General features: G+C 73.0%; 18 protein-coding genes and 1 riboswitch. Of the genes, 10 read left to right on the top strand and 8 right to left on the bottom strand.

What is annotated here, in order from left to right; translation table 11 throughout:
- Positions 1-23: 23 nt before the first annotated feature.
- Genes ACGFT2_RS30055 through ACGFT2_RS30045 form a run of 3 tightly spaced genes read right to left on the bottom strand, consistent with a single transcriptional unit; the run spans position 24 to position 3,330 of the window.
- Complete coding sequence (locus ACGFT2_RS30055; protein ID WP_393284193.1) at positions 24-1,094, bottom strand: prenyltransferase/squalene oxidase repeat-containing protein; 1,071 nt, start codon at positions 1,092-1,094, stop codon at positions 24-26.
- A complete protein-coding gene (locus ACGFT2_RS30050; RefSeq protein ID WP_393284190.1) occupies positions 1,091-1,879 on the bottom strand; it encodes a class I SAM-dependent methyltransferase in 789 nt (262 codons plus the stop codon). The genes ACGFT2_RS30055 and ACGFT2_RS30050 overlap by 4 nt, the downstream gene beginning before the upstream one ends.
- Positions 1,873-3,330: a glycosyltransferase family 4 protein gene (locus ACGFT2_RS30045; RefSeq protein WP_393284187.1), complete on the bottom strand. Its 1,458-nt coding sequence runs from the start codon at positions 3,328-3,330 to the stop codon at positions 1,873-1,875. The genes ACGFT2_RS30050 and ACGFT2_RS30045 overlap by 7 nt, the downstream gene beginning before the upstream one ends.
- Before the next feature lie 220 nt (positions 3,331-3,550).
- Between ACGFT2_RS30045 and ACGFT2_RS30040 the strand changes: the two genes are divergently transcribed.
- A complete protein-coding gene (locus ACGFT2_RS30040) occupies positions 3,551-4,192 on the top strand; it encodes a TetR family transcriptional regulator (protein WP_393284184.1) in 642 nt (213 codons plus the stop codon).
- 65 nt (positions 4,193-4,257) lie between these two features.
- Here ACGFT2_RS30040 and ACGFT2_RS30035 read toward each other — a convergent pair whose 3' ends face one another.
- Together ACGFT2_RS30035 and ACGFT2_RS30030 are read right to left on the bottom strand one after the other, a co-directional pair.
- A complete protein-coding gene (locus ACGFT2_RS30035; protein WP_393284181.1) occupies positions 4,258-4,491 on the bottom strand; it encodes a ferredoxin in 234 nt (77 codons plus the stop codon).
- 2 nt (positions 4,492-4,493) lie between these two features.
- Positions 4,494-5,945 (bottom strand): aldehyde dehydrogenase, encoded by a 1,452-nt coding sequence (locus ACGFT2_RS30030; protein ID WP_393284178.1) that lies wholly within the window; start codon positions 5,943-5,945, stop codon positions 4,494-4,496.
- 126 nt (positions 5,946-6,071) lie between these two features.
- On the opposite strand from ACGFT2_RS30030, the gene ACGFT2_RS30025 reads away from it, so the two are divergent.
- The 8 genes from ACGFT2_RS30025 to ACGFT2_RS29990 all read left to right on the top strand — a co-directional run bounded on the left by ACGFT2_RS30025 (position 6,072) and on the right by ACGFT2_RS29990 (position 14,966).
- Positions 6,072-7,100: an MBL fold metallo-hydrolase gene (locus ACGFT2_RS30025; RefSeq protein WP_393284175.1), complete on the top strand. Its 1,029-nt coding sequence runs from the start codon at positions 6,072-6,074 to the stop codon at positions 7,098-7,100.
- Positions 7,101-7,322: 222 nt separating this feature from the next.
- A riboswitch (cobalamin riboswitch) is annotated at positions 7,323-7,404 on the top strand.
- A gap of 130 nt (positions 7,405-7,534) precedes the next feature.
- Positions 7,535-8,746 carry a prenyltransferase/squalene oxidase repeat-containing protein gene (locus ACGFT2_RS30020; RefSeq protein WP_393284172.1) on the top strand — a complete coding sequence of 404 codons (1,212 nt, stop codon included), beginning with the start codon at positions 7,535-7,537 and terminating at the stop codon, positions 8,744-8,746.
- Positions 8,743-9,390, top strand: coding sequence for an SCO2322 family protein (locus ACGFT2_RS30015; RefSeq protein ID WP_393284169.1), 648 nt, complete (start codon positions 8,743-8,745; stop codon positions 9,388-9,390). The genes ACGFT2_RS30020 and ACGFT2_RS30015 overlap by 4 nt, the downstream gene beginning before the upstream one ends.
- Complete coding sequence (locus ACGFT2_RS30010; protein WP_393284166.1) at positions 9,383-10,642, top strand: CbiQ family ECF transporter T component; 1,260 nt, start codon at positions 9,383-9,385, stop codon at positions 10,640-10,642. Before ACGFT2_RS30015 ends, ACGFT2_RS30010 begins: the two co-directional genes overlap by 8 nt.
- Positions 10,639-12,468: an ABC transporter ATP-binding protein gene (locus ACGFT2_RS30005; protein WP_393284164.1), complete on the top strand. Its 1,830-nt coding sequence runs from the start codon at positions 10,639-10,641 to the stop codon at positions 12,466-12,468. Before ACGFT2_RS30010 ends, ACGFT2_RS30005 begins: the two co-directional genes overlap by 4 nt.
- Entirely contained in the window at positions 12,465-13,361 is an 897-nt protein-coding gene (locus ACGFT2_RS30000; protein ID WP_393284161.1) for an ECF transporter S component, read from the top strand. Before ACGFT2_RS30005 ends, ACGFT2_RS30000 begins: the two co-directional genes overlap by 4 nt.
- A 365-nt stretch (positions 13,362-13,726) precedes the next feature.
- The gene (locus ACGFT2_RS29995) at positions 13,727-14,140 is read left to right on the top strand and encodes a transglycosylase SLT domain-containing protein (RefSeq protein WP_393284158.1); all 414 of its coding nucleotides are present in this window, start codon (positions 13,727-13,729) and stop codon (positions 14,138-14,140) included.
- Positions 14,141-14,270: 130 nt separating this feature from the next.
- Entirely contained in the window at positions 14,271-14,966 is a 696-nt protein-coding gene (locus ACGFT2_RS29990) for a YoaK family protein (protein WP_393284634.1), read from the top strand.
- Positions 14,967-15,080: 114 nt separating this feature from the next.
- Here the strand turns inward: ACGFT2_RS29990 and ACGFT2_RS29985 are convergent, their stop codons facing one another.
- Positions 15,081-16,316, bottom strand: a complete 1,236-nt coding sequence (locus tag ACGFT2_RS29985) for a cytochrome P450 (protein ID WP_393284155.1) — start codon at positions 16,314-16,316, stop codon at positions 15,081-15,083.
- A 230-nt stretch (positions 16,317-16,546) separates the two neighbouring features.
- Here ACGFT2_RS29985 and ACGFT2_RS29980 point away from each other — a divergent pair, with 230 nt between their 5' ends.
- Positions 16,547-17,716: a steroid 3-ketoacyl-CoA thiolase gene (locus tag ACGFT2_RS29980; RefSeq protein ID WP_393284151.1), complete on the top strand. Its 1,170-nt coding sequence runs from the start codon at positions 16,547-16,549 to the stop codon at positions 17,714-17,716.
- On the opposite strand, the gene ACGFT2_RS29975 is transcribed toward ACGFT2_RS29980, so the two are convergent.
- Entirely contained in the window at positions 17,700-17,960 is a 261-nt protein-coding gene (locus ACGFT2_RS29975; RefSeq protein WP_393284149.1) for a DUF397 domain-containing protein, read from the bottom strand. The two genes, ACGFT2_RS29980 and ACGFT2_RS29975, sit on opposite strands and share 17 nt — an antisense overlap.
- Complete coding sequence (locus ACGFT2_RS29970; protein ID WP_393284146.1) at positions 17,941-18,768, bottom strand: helix-turn-helix domain-containing protein; 828 nt, start codon at positions 18,766-18,768, stop codon at positions 17,941-17,943. Before ACGFT2_RS29970 ends, ACGFT2_RS29975 begins: the two co-directional genes overlap by 20 nt.
- Positions 18,769-18,862: the final 94 nt, after the last annotated feature.

Below are 18,862 nucleotides of genomic sequence, written 5' to 3'. Positions count from 1 at the left end.
CGTCGGCGGCGCGCTCGGTGTGCTCAGCTACAGCAGTCGGGGTCCAGGCCGGACGGCAGGCGCTCCCCTCCGAACACCGCGCACGTGGCGTCGTGGCCGCCGAGAGCGGCCACGGCGAGGAGGAGGGAACCGGCCGTCCAGGTGGTCAGCTCGCGGGGCCAGATCGCGCCGTCCTCGAAGACGTACCCCGTCCAGTACAGGCCGGAGTCCGGGTCGCGCAGGTGCTGGATGGACTGCAGGATCTCCAGGGCGCGGTCGGACTCGCCCACCGCCCACAGGGCCAGGGCGAGTTCACTGGACTCGCCGCCGGTCACCCAGGGGTTGGGGACCACGCAGCGCACGCCGAGGCCGGGCACGACGAACCGGTCCCAGGACTCCTCGATGCGGGCCTTGGCCTCGGCGCCGGTCAGCGCGCCGCCGAGGACCGGGTAGTACCAGTCCATCGAGTAGCGGTCCTTGTCCAGGAAGCGCTCGGGGTGCAGGCGGATCGCGTGCCGCAGCGCCCCGGCCGCCAACTCCCAGTCGGGCTGCGGCTCTTCGCGCTGCTCGGCGATCGCCAGGGCACAGCGCAGGGCGTGGTGGACGGAGGAACTGCCGGTCAGCAGCGCGTCCGTCGCCGCCGTGCCGTCGTCGTCCCGGCGCCAGCCGATCTGCCCGCCGGGCTGCTGCAGCCGCAGCACCCATTCGACGGCCGCGTAGACGCACGGCCACATGCGGTCCAGGAACGTGTCGTCCCCGGTGGACAGGTAGTGGTGCCAGACGCCTACGGCTATGTAGGCGACGAAGTTGGACTCGCGGGCGCGGTCGGTGACGTCGTCGTGGGCGCCGTCGGCGTAGGCGGCGTACCAGGAGCCGTCCTCGTTCTGGTGGGCGGCCAGCCAGCCGTACGCCCGCTCGGCGGCCTCGTGCTCGCCGGCGGCGTCCAGGGCCATGGCGGCCTCGGTGTGGTCCCACGGGTCGAGGTGGTGCCCCCGGAACCACGGGATCGCGCCGTCCTCCCGCTGCGCGGAGAGGATGCCGCGGACGGTCGCGGCGGCCTGCTCGGCGGTGAGGACCCCGGCCAGGACCAGGTGTTCCGTCCGGGGAGTGGTCACTTGGCGGCCGCCTCGGCCGTCCCGGCGGTGTCCGAGGAGCCGGCGGTGTGCGCGGCGGCGGGCAGACTCGGCAGGTGGGGCTTGGTCGCGTAGACCACGAAGCTCTTGCCGATCAGCGGGTTCAGCGCCTGCTCGGCGACCCGGGTGGCGAGCGGCTTCTTCATGATGTCCCAGACCAGCAGCTTGTGGTACGCCCGCACCGGCAGCGCCTTGTCGTTGTCGACGCCGAAGGCGCACTTCAGCCACCAGTACGGCGAGTGGAGGGCGTGCGCGTGGTGGCTGCCGTAGGGCCTCAGGCCCGCCTCGCGGACCTTGGCGACGAGTTCGTCGGCCTTGTAGATGCGGATGTGACCGCCCTCGACCTCGTGGTAGGCGTCGGACAGCGCCCAGCAGACCTTCTCGGGGCCGTAGCGCGGCACGGTGACGGCGATGCGGCCGCCCGGCCGGAGCACCCGGACCATCTCGGCGAGCACGCCCTTGTCGTCGGGGATGTGCTCCATGACCTCGGAGATGATGACGACGTCGAAGGACTCGTCGGGGAACGGCAGGGCGAGGGCGTCGCCCTCCATGGCGGTGGCGGTGGCGCCCTCGGGGGCCTCACCGGCCTCCTTCATCGCCGCGAACCACTTGGCGACCTCGCGGATCTCCTCGGCGTTCTGGTCGAGGGCCACGACCTGGGCGCCGCGCCGGTAGCACTCGAAGGCGTGCCGGCCGGCCCCGCAGCCGAGGTCCAGGACACGGTCGCCGGGGGCGAGCGGGAACCGGGAGAAGTCGACGGTCAGCACGTGGCCCTGCTTTCGGGATAGACGCCGGTGACACTGGGCGAGGTCGCGGACGGGGCGCTCTCGCACGCCGTCACCGCGGCACTCGGGGAGGCCGCGGTGCGGCCGGGACGCCGGGTCGGCGGGTCGGCGCCGTCCGCCGTGGGGCGGCCCGCGGAGCGTGCGATCGCCTCGCGGTAGCGGGCGACCGTGCCCTCGGCGGCGCGCGCCCAGGTGAAGTGCCGCAGCACCCGCTCCCGGCCCGCGCGGCCGAGCCGGGCCCGCAGGCCGGGGTCGCCGAGCAGCCGGCCGAGCCCGGCGGCCAGCGCTCCCGGGTCGCCGGGCGGCACCGCGAGGCAGGTCTCGCCGTCCCGGCCGGCTACCTCCGGGATGGCGCCGCCGGTGGTGGCGACCAGCGGGGTGCCGGTGGCCATGGCCTCGGCGGCCGGCAGCGAGAAACCCTCGTACAGGGACGGCACGCAGGCGACCTCGGCCGAGCGGATCAGGTCGACCAGCTCGGCGTCGGAGATGCCCTTGACGAACTCGACGGCGCCGCCCAGGCCGTAGCGCTCGACGGCCTGGGCGACCGGCCCCTCCGTAGGGCGCTTGCCGACGACGACGAGGTGGGCCGCCGGATGCTCGGTGCGCACCTTGGCGAGCGCCTCCACGAGGAAGACCAGGCCCTTGAGGGGCACATCGGCGCTGGAGGTGGTGACGATCCGGCCGGGCACCTCGGGGACGGCCGGATTCGGCGCGAACAGGTCGGTGTCGGCACCGATGTGGACCACATGGACGCGTTCGTCACGGACGCCGAGGTGGTCCACGATCTCCTGCCGGGAGCTGCCGGACACGGTGAGGACCGAGGGCAGCCGGCGGGCGACCCGCTTCTGCATCCGGGTGAACGCGTACCAGCGGCGCACCGAGTAGCGGCGCCGCCGGCTCTCGGCCGCGTCCAGCTCCAGCCGCCGGTCGACGGTGATGGGGTGGTGGATCGTGGTGACCAGGGGCGCGCCGATGTCGCCGAGCAGGCCGTAACCGAGCGTCTGGTTGTCGTGGACGACGTCGAACTCACCCCGGCGGGCGCGCAGATGACGGCGGGCGCGCAGCGAGAAGGTGAGCGGTTCGGGAAAGCCGCCGGTCCACATCGTCGCGACTTCCAGGGCGTCGACCCAGTCCCGGTACTCGTCCCGTCCCGGGGTGCGGAACGGGTCGGGCTGGCGGTAGAGGTCGAGGCTGGGCAGCTCGGTCAGGGTGAGCCGGGGGTAGCCCTCGTCGAGGACGGGGTACGGCTGGGAGCCGATGACCTCCACCCGGTGGCCGAGGCGGGCCAGCTCGCGGGACAGATGGCGCACGTAGACGCCCTGGCCGCCGCAGAACGGGTTCCCTTTATAGGTGAGGAGCGCGATGTCGAGCGGTCGCTCGCCGTCGGATGCGGGGTCCTTCTGGGCACCCGCTTCCCGGGCCTCAGCGGTCACTCCGTGCCCCCTTCTGCCTGCACTGTCCCGCGAGACTACGACGGGACGCTAATCTAGAACAAGTTTCAGACTTGATCGTTCAAGAGGCTCTGAATCTACCGGCAGGTAGGGGCACTGCGAGCAGTGGATCAGGTGATTCGCGCCACGGCGCGCCGCCCTGCCATGCTGTCTGATCACGTGCCCTACAGACGCCCTCACCGACTGTCACGGAACGGGACCCATGCCTGCGGAATCCAAGGTGGAAGCCAGTACGGTCCGGCCCTCGGCGTCGCCCTCGTCCCCGCTCACCGAGCGGCAGGAGGCCCGCCGCCGCAGGATCCTGCACGCGAGCGCCCAACTGGCCAGCCGGGGAGGTTTCGACGCCGTGCAGATGCGCGAGGTCGCCGAGTCCTCCCAGGTGGCCCTCGGCACGCTGTACCGCTACTTCCCGTCCAAGGTGCACCTGCTGGTGGCCACCATGCAGGACCAGTTGGAGCACATGCACGGCACGCTCCGCAAGAAGCCGCCCACGGGCGACCGGGCCGCCGAACGGGTGGCGGAGACCCTCATGCGCGCCTTCCGCGCCCTCCAGCGCGAGCCGCACCTGGCCGACGCGATGGTCCGCGCCCTCACCTTCGCCGACCGCAGCGTCTCGCCCGAGGTCGACCAGGTGTCCCGGCAGACCACCGCCATCATCCTGGACGCGATCGGCCTGGAGCACCCGTCCCCCGAACAGCTCTCGGCGGTCCGGGTCATCGAGCACACCTGGCACTCGGCCCTCATCACCTGGCTCTCGGGGCGTGCCTCCATCGCCCAGGTGAAGATAGACATCGAGACCGTGTGCCGCCTGATCGACCTGACCGAGCCGGACGCCCCGCGCTGAGCCGCGGGGCCGCGGCCCCTGCCGGCCCGCCGGAGCCGCGGGGTGCGGTGGTCCCTCCCGGCCTTCTAGTCCTCCGGCGGGAACACCGCCTCCTCGCCGCCCACGAGAGTGATCGTGATGGCCTCCACGGGGCAGCTCTCGGCGGCCGCCAGGATCTGTTCGCTCGCGTCGGTGTCGGGCTCGACGGGGTGGGACTGGCGGGCGGAGTCGAGGCGGAAGCCGTTTGGGGCGTGGTGGAGGCACTGGGCCGAGCCGATGCAGACGGACCGGTCGACCTCGACGTGCCAGCGGTCGCCCATCCCTAGGCCCCCGCCGGCAGGTGGATCATCTTGTGTTCGAGGTATTCGCCGTAGCCCTCGGGGCCGAACTCCCGGCCCAGGCCGGAGTTCTTGTAGCCGCCGAACGGGCCGAGCATGTCGAGGCTGAAGGTGTTCACGGAGTAGGTGCCGGTCCGCACCCGCCGGGCGATCTCGATGCCGTGCTCGACGTCGGCGGTCCACACGCTGCCGGAGAGGCCGTAGTCGGAGTCACCGGCGATCTTCACGGCCTCCTCCTCGTCGCCGTACGGCAGCAGGCAGATCACCGGGCCGAAGATCTCCTCACGGGCGATCCGCATGGAGTTGTCCACGCCGCCGAAGAGGGTCGGCTCGACGTACCAGCCCCTGTCCAGGCCCGCGGGCCGGCCGCCGCCGGTGAGGATCTTGGCGCCCTCCTCCTGGCCGAGCCGGATGTAGTCGAGGCTGCGCTGCTGCTGCCGGCGGGCGACGAGTGGGCCGACCTGGGTGGCCGGGTCGAGCGGGTCGCCCACCGTGAGCGCGCCCGCGGCCTGCGCGAAGGCGTCCGCGAACTCGTCGTACCGGCTGCGCGGGACGAGGATGCGGGTCTGGGCCACGCACGCCTGCCCGTTGTTCATCCAGGCCGCCGGGACGATGCCCGACACGGCCGTCCGCAGGTCCGCGTCCGGCAGCACCACGGCCGCCGACTTGCCGCCCAGCTCCAGCGTCACCCGGGTCAGGTTGCGGGCGGCGGCCTCCATCACGCGTTTGCCCGCCTCGACCGAGCCGGTGAAGGACACCTTGTCGACGCCGGGGTGCCCGACCAGGTACTCGCTGACCTCGCGGTCGGCCGGCAGGATCGACAGCACCCCCTCGGGCAGCCCGGCCTCGCGCGCGATCCCGCCGAGGAGATAGGCGTCCAGCGGGGACTCCGGGGACGGCTTGAGGACGACCGTGCAGCCGGTCAGCAGCGCGGGCGCGAGCTTGGCGGCGGCGACGAACTGCGGGACGTTCCACGGGACCACGGCGGCGACGACGCCGACCGGTTCGCGCCGGACGAGGAGCGGGCCGAGGACCCCGTCGCGGCGCTCCTCGAGGGGGAAGTCCCGGGCGACCCTGATCGCCGCGTCCCACACCATCATCGCGCCGAGCGCCTGGGCGAGCACGCTCCAGGAGTACGGGGAGCCGTTCTCCGCGGAGATCACCCGGGCGATCTCCTCGTGCCGGGCGGCGATGCCGTCCTTGATGCGGGTGACGACCTCGATCCGCTCCTCCAGCGTGGCACGCGGCCAGGGCCCCTCGTCGAAGGCGCGGCGCGCGAGGGCCACGGCCCGGTCGACGTCCTCACGACAGGCGTGCGGCACCCGGCCGATGACCTGCTCGGTGTGCGGGGAGATCACCTCGATGACGTCCTTGCCCAGGGGATCGGTCAACTCCCCGCCGATGAACAGCTGTCCGTGTTCCACGAGCTCGGTCATGGCCGACTGCCTCCCACCGCACCGCCGGTAACTGACGCTGTGTCAGAACTGATACCAGTTCTGGTTATAGTGGGCAATGGCCGAGGGCCGGGGGCCGTGGGGTGTGGGCGCTGGGGTGGAGGGTCGATGACGAAGACGTTCGATCACGGCGGGGGCGTGCGGTCCGTCCGGGTTCCCATCCCGGACAACCCCCTGGGCCACACCCTGGTGTACGTCGTGGACACCGGGCGCGGGCCGGTGCTGATCGACACGGGATGGGACGATCCCGCCTCCTGGGACGCGCTCACGGCGGGCCTGGCCGCCTGCGGTACGGCGGTGGCGGAGGTGTACGGCGTCGTCGTCACGCACCATCACCCGGACCACCACGGCCTGTCGGCGCGGGTGCGCGAGGCCTCCGGCGCCTGGGTGGCGATGCACGCGGCCGACGCGGCGATCGTGCGGCGGGCCCGGGAGACCCGCCCGGAGCGCTGGTACGCGTACATGGCCACCAAGCTGACGGCGGCCGGGGCACCCGCGGAGCACGTCGCCCCGCTGCGCGCGGCCCGGGGCCGCCGCGCCCTGCCCGGCCTCTCCCCCGCCCTCCCGGACCGGGAGATCCTCCCCGGCGAGCTGCTCGACCTGCCCGGCCGCCGGCTGCGCGCGATCTGGACCCCGGGCCACACCCCCGGCCACGTCTGCCTGCACCTGGAGGAGACGCATCCGGCACAACTGCCGGGCTCCGGACGCCTGTTCAGCGGCGACCACGTGCTGCCGGAGATCACCCCGCACATCGGTCTGTACGAGGACCCCGACGACGCCACCGTGACCGATCCGCTCGGTGACTACCTCGACTCGCTGGAGCGGGTGGGCCGGCTCGCCCCCGCCGAGGTGCTCCCCGCCCACCAGTACGCCTTCACCGACGCGGCAGCCCGCGTACGGGCGTTGCTCGGCCATCACGAGGACCGGCTGGCCGGGCTGCTCACCCTGCTCCGCGAGCCCCTCACCCCCTGGCAGCTCGCCGAGCGCATGGAGTGGAACCGCCCCTGGGCCGACATCCCCTACGGCTCCCGGAACATCGCCGTCTCCGAGGCCGAGGCCCATCTGCGCCGTCTGGTGAAGCAGGGCCGGGCGGAACCGGTGACCGGGAGCGAACCCGTGGCGTACGTGGCGGTGTGAACACGGGCACGCCGGCCGGCCGCCGCCCGGCACCCTCTCCCCCTCTCCTGCGCGCATCCCCCTCCGCCACCTCCGGCATCGCGGCCTCCCTCGCCCCCCGCCGCCGCCCGCGTCACCCGCCCGGGCAGTGACCCCGGTCACCGGTGCGGTGTGCCCACGGCCACTGGTCGGGGCAGGTGGGGCTGCCGGTAAGGTGGCGGAGTCGTCATCACACTCGTACGGGGGGAAGCCGGTGCAATTCCGGCGCTGACCCGCAACCGTGAGCCGTACCGGGGTCCGATCCGGACGGTGAGCCGGACCACCCCGACGAGACGTTGACCGGCTCACGTGCGCCGGCGGTCCGCCGCGCACGGCACCGTCGAGGTTTACGGAGCCGAGCCGCCCGGGGTCTCCGGTGCGCCACCGGCTCCCCGCAGGAGAGGCTGTCGCCGATCATGAACGTACGCCGCAGTGCCGCGGTACTGGCCGCCGTAGGCGTGCTGGCCGCCGCCGCACCCGCCACGGCCGCCGGTGGGTCACCGTCCCCGAAGGTGACGGTGCCGCCCGGTCTGTACGGCAAGTCGGACCCGACGTACGACGGCGTGTGGCGCCAGTCGCTGACCCTGATCGCCCAGCGCACGCTCGGCTACCGCCCGGCCACCGAGGCCGTGGACTGGCTCACCGGGCAGCAGTGCGAGAACGGCGCCTTCGCCGCCTTCCGCGCCGCCCCCGCCGAGGCGTGCGACGCCAAGGTCCTGCCGGACACCAACAGCACGGCCGCCGCGGTCCAGGCCCTGCAGGCGGTCGGCGGGCGCGGCGTGGTGGTCGGCAAGGCCGTGGCCTGGCTGAAGTCGGTCCAGAACAAGGACGGCGGCTGGGGCTACAACGCGGGCGGCCCGAGCGACACCAACTCCACCTCCGTCGTCATCGGTGCGCTCACCGCCGTAGGCACGGACCCGGCGGACGTCGAGAAGTCGGGCCGGTCCCCGTACGACGCGCTGCCCGGCTGGGTGATCCCCTGCGACCAGGACGGCGGCGGCGCCCTGGCGTTCCAGCCGGACAAGAAGGGCAGGCTGCTCGCCAACGCGGACGCGACGGCGGCCGGCGTGCTGGGCGCGCTCGGCAAGGGGTTCGTCGTGACGGCCGGCAAGGCCCCGGCGAAGACCGGCTGCACCGGGGCCGGCCGGCCGGCCCCGGCCCAGGTGGCGGACAACGCGGGCGCCTACCTGGCCTCGGCCGTCGCCAGGACCGGCCATCTGAAGTCCGCCCTGGCCGGTGCCGAGGACCAGCCCGACTTCGGCAACACCGCGGACACGGTCGTCGCGCTCGCCGCGGACGGCCGGACCGGGCAGGCGAAGAAGGCGTACGCCTGGCTGGAGAAGAACGCCACCCAGTGGGCGGCGCAGAACGGCCCGGCGGCGTACGCGCAGCTGATCCTCGCCGCGCACGCCGTCGGCGCGCAGCCGGGCGACTTCGGCGGCACGAGCCTGGTCGACGCCCTCAACGCGCAGGGTCCCGCCCCGCGCATGGAGAAGGCCACCGGCGCCGAGACCCAGACGTCCGACGACGACTCCGGCACCGGGGTGTGGTGGATCGTCGGCGTCGGCCTCGTCGCGGGCATCGGCGTCGGCTTCCTGCTCAGCGGCCGGAAGAAGCGGCAGCGGTGACCGCCGTCCGCCGTGCCGCGCCCGTGGTGCTCGCCCTCTGTGTCCTGCTGCTCGTCGCGGCCCGGGCGCACGCCGCCGGCTACCGCTACTGGTCGTTCTGGGAGAGCACCGGCGGCCGCTGGACGTACGCCACCCAGGGGCCGTCGATGGTGCGGCCGGACGACGGCGCCGTCCAGGGCTTCCGCTTCGCGGTGAGCGCGGACTCCGCGGACGCGAGCAGGCCGCGCGGCGCGGCGGACTTCACCACGATCTGCGCGGGTACGCCGGCGAAGCACGGCAGCAAGCGGGTGGGGCTGGTGCTCGACTTCGGCACGTCCGCCGACGCGCCGTCCGGCGAGCGGCCGCCCGCGCAGCGCACGGCCTGCGCCCGTGTGTCGCCCGACGCGACGAGTGCGGACGCGCTGGCCGCCGCCGCCAGGCCGCTCCGCTACGACGCCGACGCGCTGCTGTGCGCGATCTCCGGGTATCCGGAGCAGGGGTGCGGTGAGCAGGTGGCGTCGGGCGAGCGGCCGGCGTCCACCGCGAAGGGCGGGAGCGAGCCGGGCGGCGGCCCCTCGCTGGGTCTGCCGATCGGCGCGGGAGTGGTGGCGGTGCTGGCGGGAGCGGCGGTATGGCAGGCACGGCGGCGACGCGGGAATGACTAGCGGGCGGGGCGGCGCGGACGACCGGGGGCCGACCGACGTCTGCGGCTGCGAGCCGGGCGGGGCCGAGCGCGCGGTTCCCCGCGCCTCTGAGGAGTCGTCGGCGCCGTCTGCCGTGACACGAACGGCCAGAGGTGGTCGGGGGCGGTATCGGGGTTCGTTGCATCCCGGGGCCTGGTGGCTGTGGGCCATCTCGCTCGGTACGGCGGCCAGCCGTACCACCAACCCCCTCCTCCTCGCCCTCCTCGTCGCCGCCTCCGCCTATGTCGTGGCGACCCATCGCTCCCCCGCCCCCTGGGCACGTTCCTACACGGCCTTCGCCAGACTCGCCCTCGCCGTCGTCCTCGTCAGGGTCGTCTTCGCGGTGGCCCTGGGCTCGCCCATCCCCGGCACGCACACCCTGCTCACCCTTCCGGAAGTCCCGCTCCCCCACTGGGCGCAGGGCATCCGCCTGGGCGGCGAGGTCACCGCCGAGGCCGTCGTGTTCGCCGCCTACGACGGCCTGAAACTGGCCACCCTGCTGGTCTGCGTCGGCGCGGCGAACGCCCTCGCCAGCCCCTCCCGCCTCCTGAAGTCCCTGCCCGGCGCGCTGTACGAGACGGGCGTGGCCGTCGTCGTCGCCCTCACCTTCGCGCCCCACCTCGTCGCCGACGTCCAGCGGCTGCGCGCCGCCCGCCGCCTGCGCGGCCGTCCCGACCGGGGCCTGCGCGGCCTGGTCCAGGTCGGGCTGCCGGTCCTGGAGGGCGCGCTGGAACGCTCGGTCGCGCTCGCCGCCGCGATGGAGTCCCGCGGCTACGGCCGCACCGCCGACGTTCCCGCCCGCGTCCGCCGTACGACGGCCGCGCTCACCCTGGGCGGTCTGCTCGGCGTGTGCGCGGGCACGTACGGGCTGCTCACCGCGGAGGGCGGCACGTACGGGCTGCCGGTGCTGTTCGCCGGGGTGGCCGCCGCGCTCGCGGGGCTGCGGCTGGGCGGCCGCCGTTCCCTCCGCACCCGCTACCGGCCGGACCCGTGGGGGGTACGGGCCTGGCTGGTCGCCGGCTCGGGCGTCGCGGTCGCCGCGCTGCTCGTGCTCGCCTCCGCCCGGGATCCGCAGGCGCTGCACCCGGGTGTCGTCCCGCTGGTGGCGCCCACGCTTCCGCTGTGGCCCGCCGCCGCGGTCCTGCTCGCCCTGCTGCCCGCCTTCGTCGTGCCCCGGCCTCTCGCGTCGGCCAGGACCGGCAAGGCGTCCGAACACACCGAGGAGCCGTCGTGATCCGCTTCGAGGATGTCGGCGTCACCTACGAGGGCGCTGCCGAACCCACCGTCCGGGGCGTCGGCTTCGAGGTGCCGGAGGGTGAACTGGTGCTGCTGATCGGCCCGTCCGGGGTCGGCAAGTCGACCGTGCTCGGCGCGGTGAGCGGGCTGGTCCCGCACTTCACGGGTGGCACCCTGAGCGGACGGGTCACGGTGGCCGGCCGGGACACCCGTAGGTACAAGCCGCGCGAACTGGCCGACGTGGTCGGCACGGTGGGGCAGGACCCGCTCGCCCACTTCGTGACGGACACCGTCGAGGACGAACTGGCCTACGGCATGGAGTCGCTGGGGCTGGCTCCCGAGGTGATGCGGCGCCGGGTGGAGGAGACCCTGGACCTGCTGGGCCTGGCCGGGCTGCGGGACCGTCCGATCGCCACGCTGTCCGGCGGGCAGCGGCAGCGGGTCGCGATCGGTTCGGTCCTCACCCCGCACCCCGAGGTGCTCGTGCTGGACGAGCCGACGTCGGCACTGGACCCGGCCGCGGCGGAGGAGGTGCTGGCCGTGCTGCAGCGGCTGGTGCACGATCTGGGGACGACCGTCCTGATGGCCGAGCACCGCCTGGAGCGCGTGATCCATTACGCGGACCGGATCGTGCTGCTGCCCGCACCCGGCGCCGTGCCGGTCGTCGGCACCCCGGCCGAGGTGATGGCGGTGTCCCCGGTGTACCCGCCGGTCGTGGACCTGGGCCGGCTAGCGGGCTGGTCCCCCCTCCCCCTGACCGTGCGCGACGCCCGCCGCCGCGCCACCCCCCTGCGCAACCGCCTGACCACGGCGGCACCCCGTCGGACCACCTCGGTTGCGGGCAGTCGTGCCGCCGGGGCGGCACGGGTGAGCGCGCCGGCACCCCGCCGGCGCGGGCAGGCGACCCGCCCCGCGCCCGCCTCCGCAGAGGCACCGGCACAGGCAGAGGCACAGGCACCGGCACCCGCCTCCCGGAAACGCCCCCGTCACCCCCTCGCCCTTTTCCGCCGCCGCCCCTCCACACCCCCCGAAGGGGCCACCACCGAAGCAGCCGTCCCGGAACCCGCCGCCCCGTACATCGCCGAAGTCCGCGCCCTCGCCGTTCGCCGCGGCCGGGTCGACGCCCTGCACCACGTGGACCTGACCGTGGCCCCGGGCGAGACGATCGCGCTCATGGGCCGCAACGGCGCCGGCAAGTCCACCCTGCTCGGCGCGCTCGTCGGGCTGGTGGAACCCGGCGCCGGTTCGGTCCGCGTCGGCGGAACCGTCCCGCACCGCATCCCGCCCCGCGAACTGGTGCGCCATGTCGGTCTCGTCCCGCAGGACCCGCGCGATCTGCTGTACGCCGACACGGTGGCCGCCGAGTGCGCGGCCGCCGACCGGGACGCGGCCGCCGAGCCCGGTACCTGCCGGGCCCTGGTGTCCGACCTGCTGCCGGGCATCACCGACGGCACCCACCCCCGGGATCTGTCCGAGGGCCAGTGCCTGGCGCTGGCGCTGGCCGTGGTGCTCACCGCCCGCCCTCCCCTGCTTCTGCTGGACGAGCCGACGCGCGGCCTGGACTACGCGGCCAAGGCACGGCTGGCGGCCGTGCTGCGCGAGCTGGCCGCGGAGGGGCACGCGATCGTGCTGGCCACACATGACGTGGAGCTGGCGGCCGAGATCGCCCACCGGGTGGTGCTGCTCGCCGAGGGCGAGGTGATAGCCGACGGCCCGACGGCCGAGACGGTGGTGTCCTCTCCCTCCTACGCGCCGCAGGTGACGAAGATCCTGGCCCCGCAGCGCTGGCTGACGGTGGCCGAGGTACGAAGGGCGCTGGCATGAGCCCCACCCCGGCCTCCACCCCGCCCCCCACCCCGGCCCGGACCGCGGCTCCCGGCCCCGCCTCGAACCCGGCCCCCGCCGCGCGGATCCGGGCGGTCCGCCTGCGCCCCCGTTCCCTCGCCGCCCTGGTGCTGGTCAGCGCCGTCGGCGTGGTGGCCTTCGGCTGGCCGTTCCTGGCCCCGCCCAGCACCCGGCTGAGCGCCCACGCCCAGGACGCGCCCTGGCTCTTCGCGGGCCTGCTGGTGCTGCTGGTCGCGGTCGTGGCGGCGACGATCTCCGAGTCGGACCTCGGCCCGAAGGCCGTGGCGATGCTGGGGGTGCTGGCCGCGACCGGGGCGGCGCTGCGCCCGATCGGCGCGGGCACGGCCGGGATCGAGCCGATGTTCTTCCTGATGGTGCTCAGCGGGCGGGTGCTCGGCCCCGGCTTCGGCTTCGTGCTCGGCTCGGTGACGATGTTCGCGTCCGCGCTGCTCACGGGCGGTGTCGGGCCGTGGCTGCCGTTCCAGATGCTGTCGATGGGCTGGTTCACCATGGGCGCCGGGCTGCTGCCGGGCGCGGTGCGGCTGCGCGGCCGGGGCGAGCTGCTGCTGCTGGCGGTGTACGGCTTCCTGGCGGCCTTCGCCTACGGCACGATCATGAATCTGGCCGGCTGGCCCTTCCTGGGCACGGCGGCCACGAACATCTCCTTCGACCCACACGCCGCGCTCCCCGCGAACCTGGCCCGCTTCGTCGCCTACTGCCTGGCCACCTCCCTCGGCTGGGATCTCGGCCGGGCCGTGTGCACGGTGCTGCTGACCCTGGCCCTCGGGCCGGCCGTGCTGCGTGCGCTGCGCCGGGTCACCCGCCGGGCCGCCTTCGAGACCCCCGTCACGTTCGAGGCGCCCACCGGGTGACCGGCTCCCCGGTCGAGCGTCCCGCTGTGTGAGGCCTCGCCTCCGGTCCGTGAGTACGACGGTGAAGCGGCACACATGACGCAGGTCACCTACGAAGTGGGGCCGTAGCCCCATTTGTCCGATACGTCCTCAACGGCACCCCTTCTCACCTGCACTTTGAGAGCCACACCACAGCGCCGACGATTCCCCCCGATCCGGCCACAACTAGTAAAAGGGGTCATTGCGGACGGGCCGGGAGCCTGTTTCTCTGGAGCACGTCGCCAGGCACCACGAGCCCCTCCGGGTCAGGGAGCCGACGCATACGGCCACAGCGCGTGGTCCATGCCATGCGGGCGATCCCCTGTCCCCGAAGCAAGAGGTTCTCCGTGTCCGTCTCCTTCATCCGCCGCATCGCTTCCCCGAAGAAGGCCCTCACCACCGCGGCCGTGGCCGCCGCCACCGCCGGTATGGCACTGGCCGCGGCTCCCGCCCAGGCCGCTCCCACCGCGGCCACCTCCGCTCAGGCGATCGCGCACAAGATGATCCCGGACTCCGCGCAGTACAACGCGTTCAGCAAGATCGTCGAGCACGAGAGCGGCTGGAACGCCGCCGCCACCAACAGCTCCTCCGGCGCCTACGGCCTGGTCCAGGCCCTGCCGGGCTCGAAGATGGCCTCGGCCGGTGCCGACTGGAAGACCAACCCGGCCACCCAGATCAAGTGGGGTCTGGACTACATGAACTCCCGCTACGGCAGCCCGGTCAAGGCCTGGAGCTTCTGGCAGGCCAACGGCTGGTACTGAGCCGCACCCCGAAAACGCCCGCGCACCCCCGCCATTCGCTCGGCGGGGGTGCGCGCGCATGTCCGGGCACAGCCCGGTGGCCCGTGGTGGAGTGGTCGTCGACCTGTCCGACCGGCCCACCGGAGGAACCATGACGACGGCACCGGCCGAGGCGGCGCCGGCCCCGGACCCGGAGGCGCGCGGGCTGCGACTGGTGGTCGTGCTGCTGGTCCTGACCGTGGTCAGCGGGCTGATCGACGCCGTCAGCTATCTGGGCCTGGGCCGGGTCTTCACCGCCAACATGACCGGGAACGTGGTCGTCCTGGGCTTCGCGGCGGCCGGCGCGCCCGGCTTCTCCGTGTCGCACACCGCCACCTCGCTGGTGTGCTTCCTGCTCGGCGCGGCGGTGGGCGGCCGGGTGGCGGCACACGCCGGGAGCGGCTCCCGGCGCCGCTGGGCCCGGCTGACGCTGGCCGCGGAGGCGGTCCTGGTCGGGATCTCGGCGGCGGTCGCCTTCGCCTGGCCGGACACGACCGGCACCCGCTACGCCCTCATCGCGCTCACCGCCTTCGCGATGGGCCTGCGCAACGCGACGGTACGCAGACTGGGCGTCGCCGATCTGACGACCACGGTCCTGACGATGACCCTGACCGGCCTGGCCTCCGAGTCCCGGCTGGGCGACGGCACCGGACGTCGCTCGCCGCGCCGCACGGCCTCGGTGATCGCGATGCTCGCCGGCGCCTGCCTGGGCGCCTGGCTGGTCCTCCATCACGGTCTCGGCATCCCGCTGCTGATCGCGGCGGCGGCCTCCGGCGTGCTGGCACTGGTGGCGTCGGGCCGCGAGTGAGCGGCCCGGAATCCACGGCCCGGCCGGCCACGGGCCGCCGCCCCCACGGCGGGGCCGGCGGCGTCCGGAGCCGTCGGCCCGGCCGGCGGGTCGGCCGGCGGGTCGGCCGGTGGGTCAGTCGGTGGTGACCCCGAGTTCCTTGACGCCGTTGATCCAGGCCGAGCGCAGGCGGCGCGGTGGCTCGGCGAGGCGAAGGCCGGGCATGGCCTCGGCGATCGCGTTGAAGATCAGGTCGATCTCCAGGATCGCGAGGGACTTGCCGAGGCAGAAGTGGGGCCCGCCGCCGCCGAAACCGAGGTGGGGATTGGGATCGCGGGTGATGTCGAAGGCGTCGGGGTCGGTGAACACCTCGGGGTCGTGGTTGGCGGAGGCGTAGAAGAGCCCGACCCGGTCCCCCTTCCTGATCTGCACGCCACCCAGTTCGGTGTCCTGGGTGGCGGTCCGCTGGAAGGAGTTGACCGGGGTCGCCCAGCGCACGATCTCCTCGGCCGTGGTGGACGGCCGCTCGCTCCTGAACAGCTCCCACTGCCCGGGGTGGGTCAGGAACGCGTGCATGCCGTGGGTGATGGCGTTCCGGGTCGTCTCGTTTCCGGCCACCGCCAGCATCAGCACGAAGAAGCCGAACTCGTCGGAGTTCAGGTTGCCCTCGTCCTCCGCCGCCACCAGCGTCGTCACGATGTCACGCGCGGGGCACCGCTTGCGCTCCGCGGCCATGTTCATCGCGTAGGCGATGATCTCGGCGGCCGACTGCGCGCCGACCTCCTCCGTGATGGCGTACTCGGGATCGTCGTAGGCGATCATCTTGTTCGACCAGTCGAAGATCTTGGCCCGGTCCTCCTGCGGGACCCCGATCAGTTCGGCGATGGCCTGCAGGGGCAGTTCACAGGCGACCTCGGTGACGAAGTCGAAGGGGCCGGAGCGGGCGCGGGCACCGGCGGCGATCGCCTCGGCGCGGGTGCGCAGCCGGCCCTCCAGGGCGCGGATGGAGCGTGGCGTGAAGCCCCGCTGCACGATCTGGCGCACCCGCGTATGTTCCGGTGGGTCCATGTTGAGCAGGATCAGCCGTTGCGCGTCGATCGCGTCGCGCCGGATGTGCTCGTTGAAGCGGATGATCGCGGTGTTGAGGGTGGAGGAGAACAGTTCCGGGTGCGTGGAGACGTACCTGACGTCGGCATGCCGGGTCACGGCCCAGTAGCCGGCGTCGGCGAAACCCGCCGTCCCGTGCGGCTGGGGTATCCAGCGGACCGGCTCGGTACGGCGCAGCTCGGCGAACTCCGGGAGGGGCACACGGTGGTGCAGCAGATCGGGGTCGGTGAAGTCGAACCCGTCGGGCAGCGCGGGGCAGTGCATGGGTGACTCCCAGCCATCTGACGGACCATCAGTAATTCCCGTGAACGTAATAACGGGTTCTAGAACCCGCAAGGGGTACGACAGTTCCAATCGGTGCGGAGTCCGTGCAGATCACGGCTTCGGCGCCTGCAAGACCCTTGCGGTGACGGACATCACGTCAGCAGACTGCACGGAGAACTAGAACGCGTACCAGTTCTGGAGGAGAGCCCTCTCGGAGAGGACCCGCACCCATGGCCGCCGAACCCGTGATCGTCGAAGCCGTACGCACCCCGATCGGCAAGCGCGGCGGCGCGCTCGCCAATCTGCATCCCGCCTATCTCCTGGGCGAGACCTACCGTGAACTCCTCGGCCGCACCGGCATTCCAGCCGACGCGGTCGAGCAGATCGCCGGCGGCACGGTGACCCACGCCGGCGAGCAGTCCATGAACCCCGCCCGCACGGCCTGGCTGGCGATGGGGCTGCCGTACGAGACGGCGGCCACGACGGTCGACTGCCAGTGCGGTTCCTCGCAGCAGGCCTCGCACATGGTGGCCAACATGGTCGCCGCGGGCGTCATCGACGTCGGGATCAGCTGCGGCGTCGAGGCGATGTCCCGGGTGCCGCTCGGTTCCGGCTCCAGGCACGGCCCCGGAAAGCCGTTCCCCGACGAGTGGAACGTCGACCTGCCCAACCAGTTCGAGGCGGCCGAGCGCATCGCCCGGCACCGCGGCCTGACCCGCGAGCACGTCGACGCACTGGGCCTGCGGTCCCAGGAGCGGGCGGCCCACGCCTGGGCGGAGGAACGTTTCAAGCGGGAGACCTTCGCCGTGCAGGTGCCCACCACGGAGGAGGAGCAGCACGCCGGACAGGGCATGTGGCGGCTGGTCGACAAGGACGAGGGGCTGCGGGACACGTCCCCGGAGGCGCTGGCCGGCCTGAAGACCGTGATGCCGAAGGCCATCCACACGGCGGGCAACTCGTCGCAGATCTCCGACGGCGCGGCGGCGATCATGTGGGCGTCGAAGCGGATGGCCCGCGCCCTGAAGCTGAAGCCGAGGGCGCGGATCGTCGCCCAGGCGCTGGTGGGCGCCGACCCGCACTTCCACCTGGACGGGCCGATCGACGCGACCAACGCGGTGCTCGGCAAGGCGGGCATGTCCCTGAAGGACATCGACCTCGTGGAGATCAACGAGGCCTTCGCATCCGTGGTGCTGAGCTGGGCTCAGGTCTTCGAGCAGGACCTGGGCAAGGTCAACGTCAACGGCGGTGCGATTGCGCTGGGCCACCCGGTGGGGGCGACGGGCGCCCGCCTGATCACCACCGCCCTGCACGAACTGGAGCGCACGGACAAGGAGTTCGCGCTCATCACCATGTGCGCGGGCGGTGGACTGGCGACCGGCACGATCATCCAGCGGCTGTAGCCGACGTCCAGGACAGGAAGCGGGCGAAGGTGGCGGGGCCGATGGTGAGCATCGGTCCCGCGGGGGTCTTGGAGTCGCGGATCGCGATGGTGGCGCAGGGGGATTCGGCGATCTCTACGCATTCGCCGCCCTGGTCGCCGCTGTGCGAGGACTTCTTCCAGGCCAGGCGGCCCAGGGGAACGCACTCCACACACTGGCCGCCCTGGTCTCCGCTGTAACTGGACTTACGCCACTTGCTCTCCATAGCGGTCCTCCATCACGCGCCGGATCAACTCCGCCGAGTCCTGGATCGAGAGCGCGGCGGCTCGGAGATGATCGTAACGGAGCGAGCAGTCCTTGACGGTGTCCGGGTTCGCGGTCGGATGCCCGCTGCTGTAACCCTCCGTGTAGACGATGGTCGGGTCACTGGCGAACCGGAAGAGGGTGAACGAGCCTTGCAATCCGGCGTGTTCCCCGACTGAGTACGGCAGGATCTGCACGTTGATCCGGGGATCGTTCTCGAAGGTCAACAGGTGCGCCAGTTGCTCGCGCATGACTTCCCGACCGCCGATCTCCTGGTGCAGCGCCGCCGCACCGAGGACCATCCAGAAGACCGGTGACTCCTCCTTCTCGAAGATGCGCTGGCGGGCGAGCCGCACGGCCGCACGATCCTCGAGTTTGTCCTGGTCCAGCACTCCGAGCACCGCGCGCACATAGGACGGGGACTGAAGCAGACCGTGGATCATGTGGGTCTGGAAAGTACAGATCTCCGTCGCCCGCACCTCCAGCTCAGCCACCTGCTGGAACCACGCCGGGAGTTGGCTGCGCATCACCAGCCCGACGAGTCGGGAGAGTAAGCCGCCCGTGCCCAGCGCCGCGTCCACGCGTTCGCTGAACTCCTGCGTCGGCAGCTTCCTGGCCGTTTCCACCTGGCCGACCAGCGACCCCGTGTAGTTGACGATGTCGCCCAGCTGCCGCTGGGTCAGGCCGGCGGCCTCCCGGTGGCGGCGCAGCTCGAAGCCGTAGTAGTCGAGCGGTGAGGCGCCCGGGTCGAGGGTGTTGATGTGGGCCACGGTCGGTCCCCTCTCCGGTGACGCGGTCCACGGCGGGACCCGTTGTATCCGTCCTGTAGCCGAGAGTAGTCGCGGCGCGTCAGCCTCGTAGCGT

The organism is Streptomyces sp. NPDC048514, from assembly GCF_043199955.1.
GTDB lineage: Bacteria > Actinomycetota > Actinomycetes > Streptomycetales > Streptomycetaceae > Streptomyces.
The sequence above is the reverse complement of the archived record's forward strand: the minus strand, read 5'-3'. Positions and strand labels throughout refer to the sequence as shown.

Bases quoted from the DNA above. Each gene is read 5' to 3' on its own strand.
- ACGFT2_RS30010 (WP_393284166.1), top strand. From the start codon at position 9,383: ATGACTAGCGGGCGGGGCGGCGCGGACGACCGGGGGCCGACCGACGTC.
- ACGFT2_RS29990 (WP_393284634.1), top strand. From the start codon at position 14,271: ATGACGACGGCACCGGCCGAGGCGGCGCCGGCCCCGGACCCGGAGGCG.
- ACGFT2_RS30000 (WP_393284161.1), top strand. From the start codon at position 12,465: ATGAGCCCCACCCCGGCCTCCACCCCGCCCCCCACCCCGGCCCGGACC.
- ACGFT2_RS30020 (WP_393284172.1), top strand. From the start codon at position 7,535: ATGAACGTACGCCGCAGTGCCGCGGTACTGGCCGCCGTAGGCGTGCTG.
- ACGFT2_RS29975 (WP_393284149.1), bottom strand. From the start codon at position 17,960: ATGGAGAGCAAGTGGCGTAAGTCCAGTTACAGCGGAGACCAGGGCGGC.
- ACGFT2_RS30040 (WP_393284184.1), top strand. From the start codon at position 3,551: ATGCCTGCGGAATCCAAGGTGGAAGCCAGTACGGTCCGGCCCTCGGCG.
- ACGFT2_RS30030 (WP_393284178.1), bottom strand. From the start codon at position 5,945: ATGACCGAGCTCGTGGAACACGGACAGCTGTTCATCGGCGGGGAGTTG.
- ACGFT2_RS29985 (WP_393284155.1), bottom strand. From the start codon at position 16,316: ATGCACTGCCCCGCGCTGCCCGACGGGTTCGACTTCACCGACCCCGAT.
- ACGFT2_RS30035 (WP_393284181.1), bottom strand. From the start codon at position 4,491: ATGGGCGACCGCTGGCACGTCGAGGTCGACCGGTCCGTCTGCATCGGC.
- ACGFT2_RS29980 (WP_393284151.1), top strand. From the start codon at position 16,547: ATGGCCGCCGAACCCGTGATCGTCGAAGCCGTACGCACCCCGATCGGC.
- ACGFT2_RS30025 (WP_393284175.1), top strand. From the start codon at position 6,072: ATGACGAAGACGTTCGATCACGGCGGGGGCGTGCGGTCCGTCCGGGTT.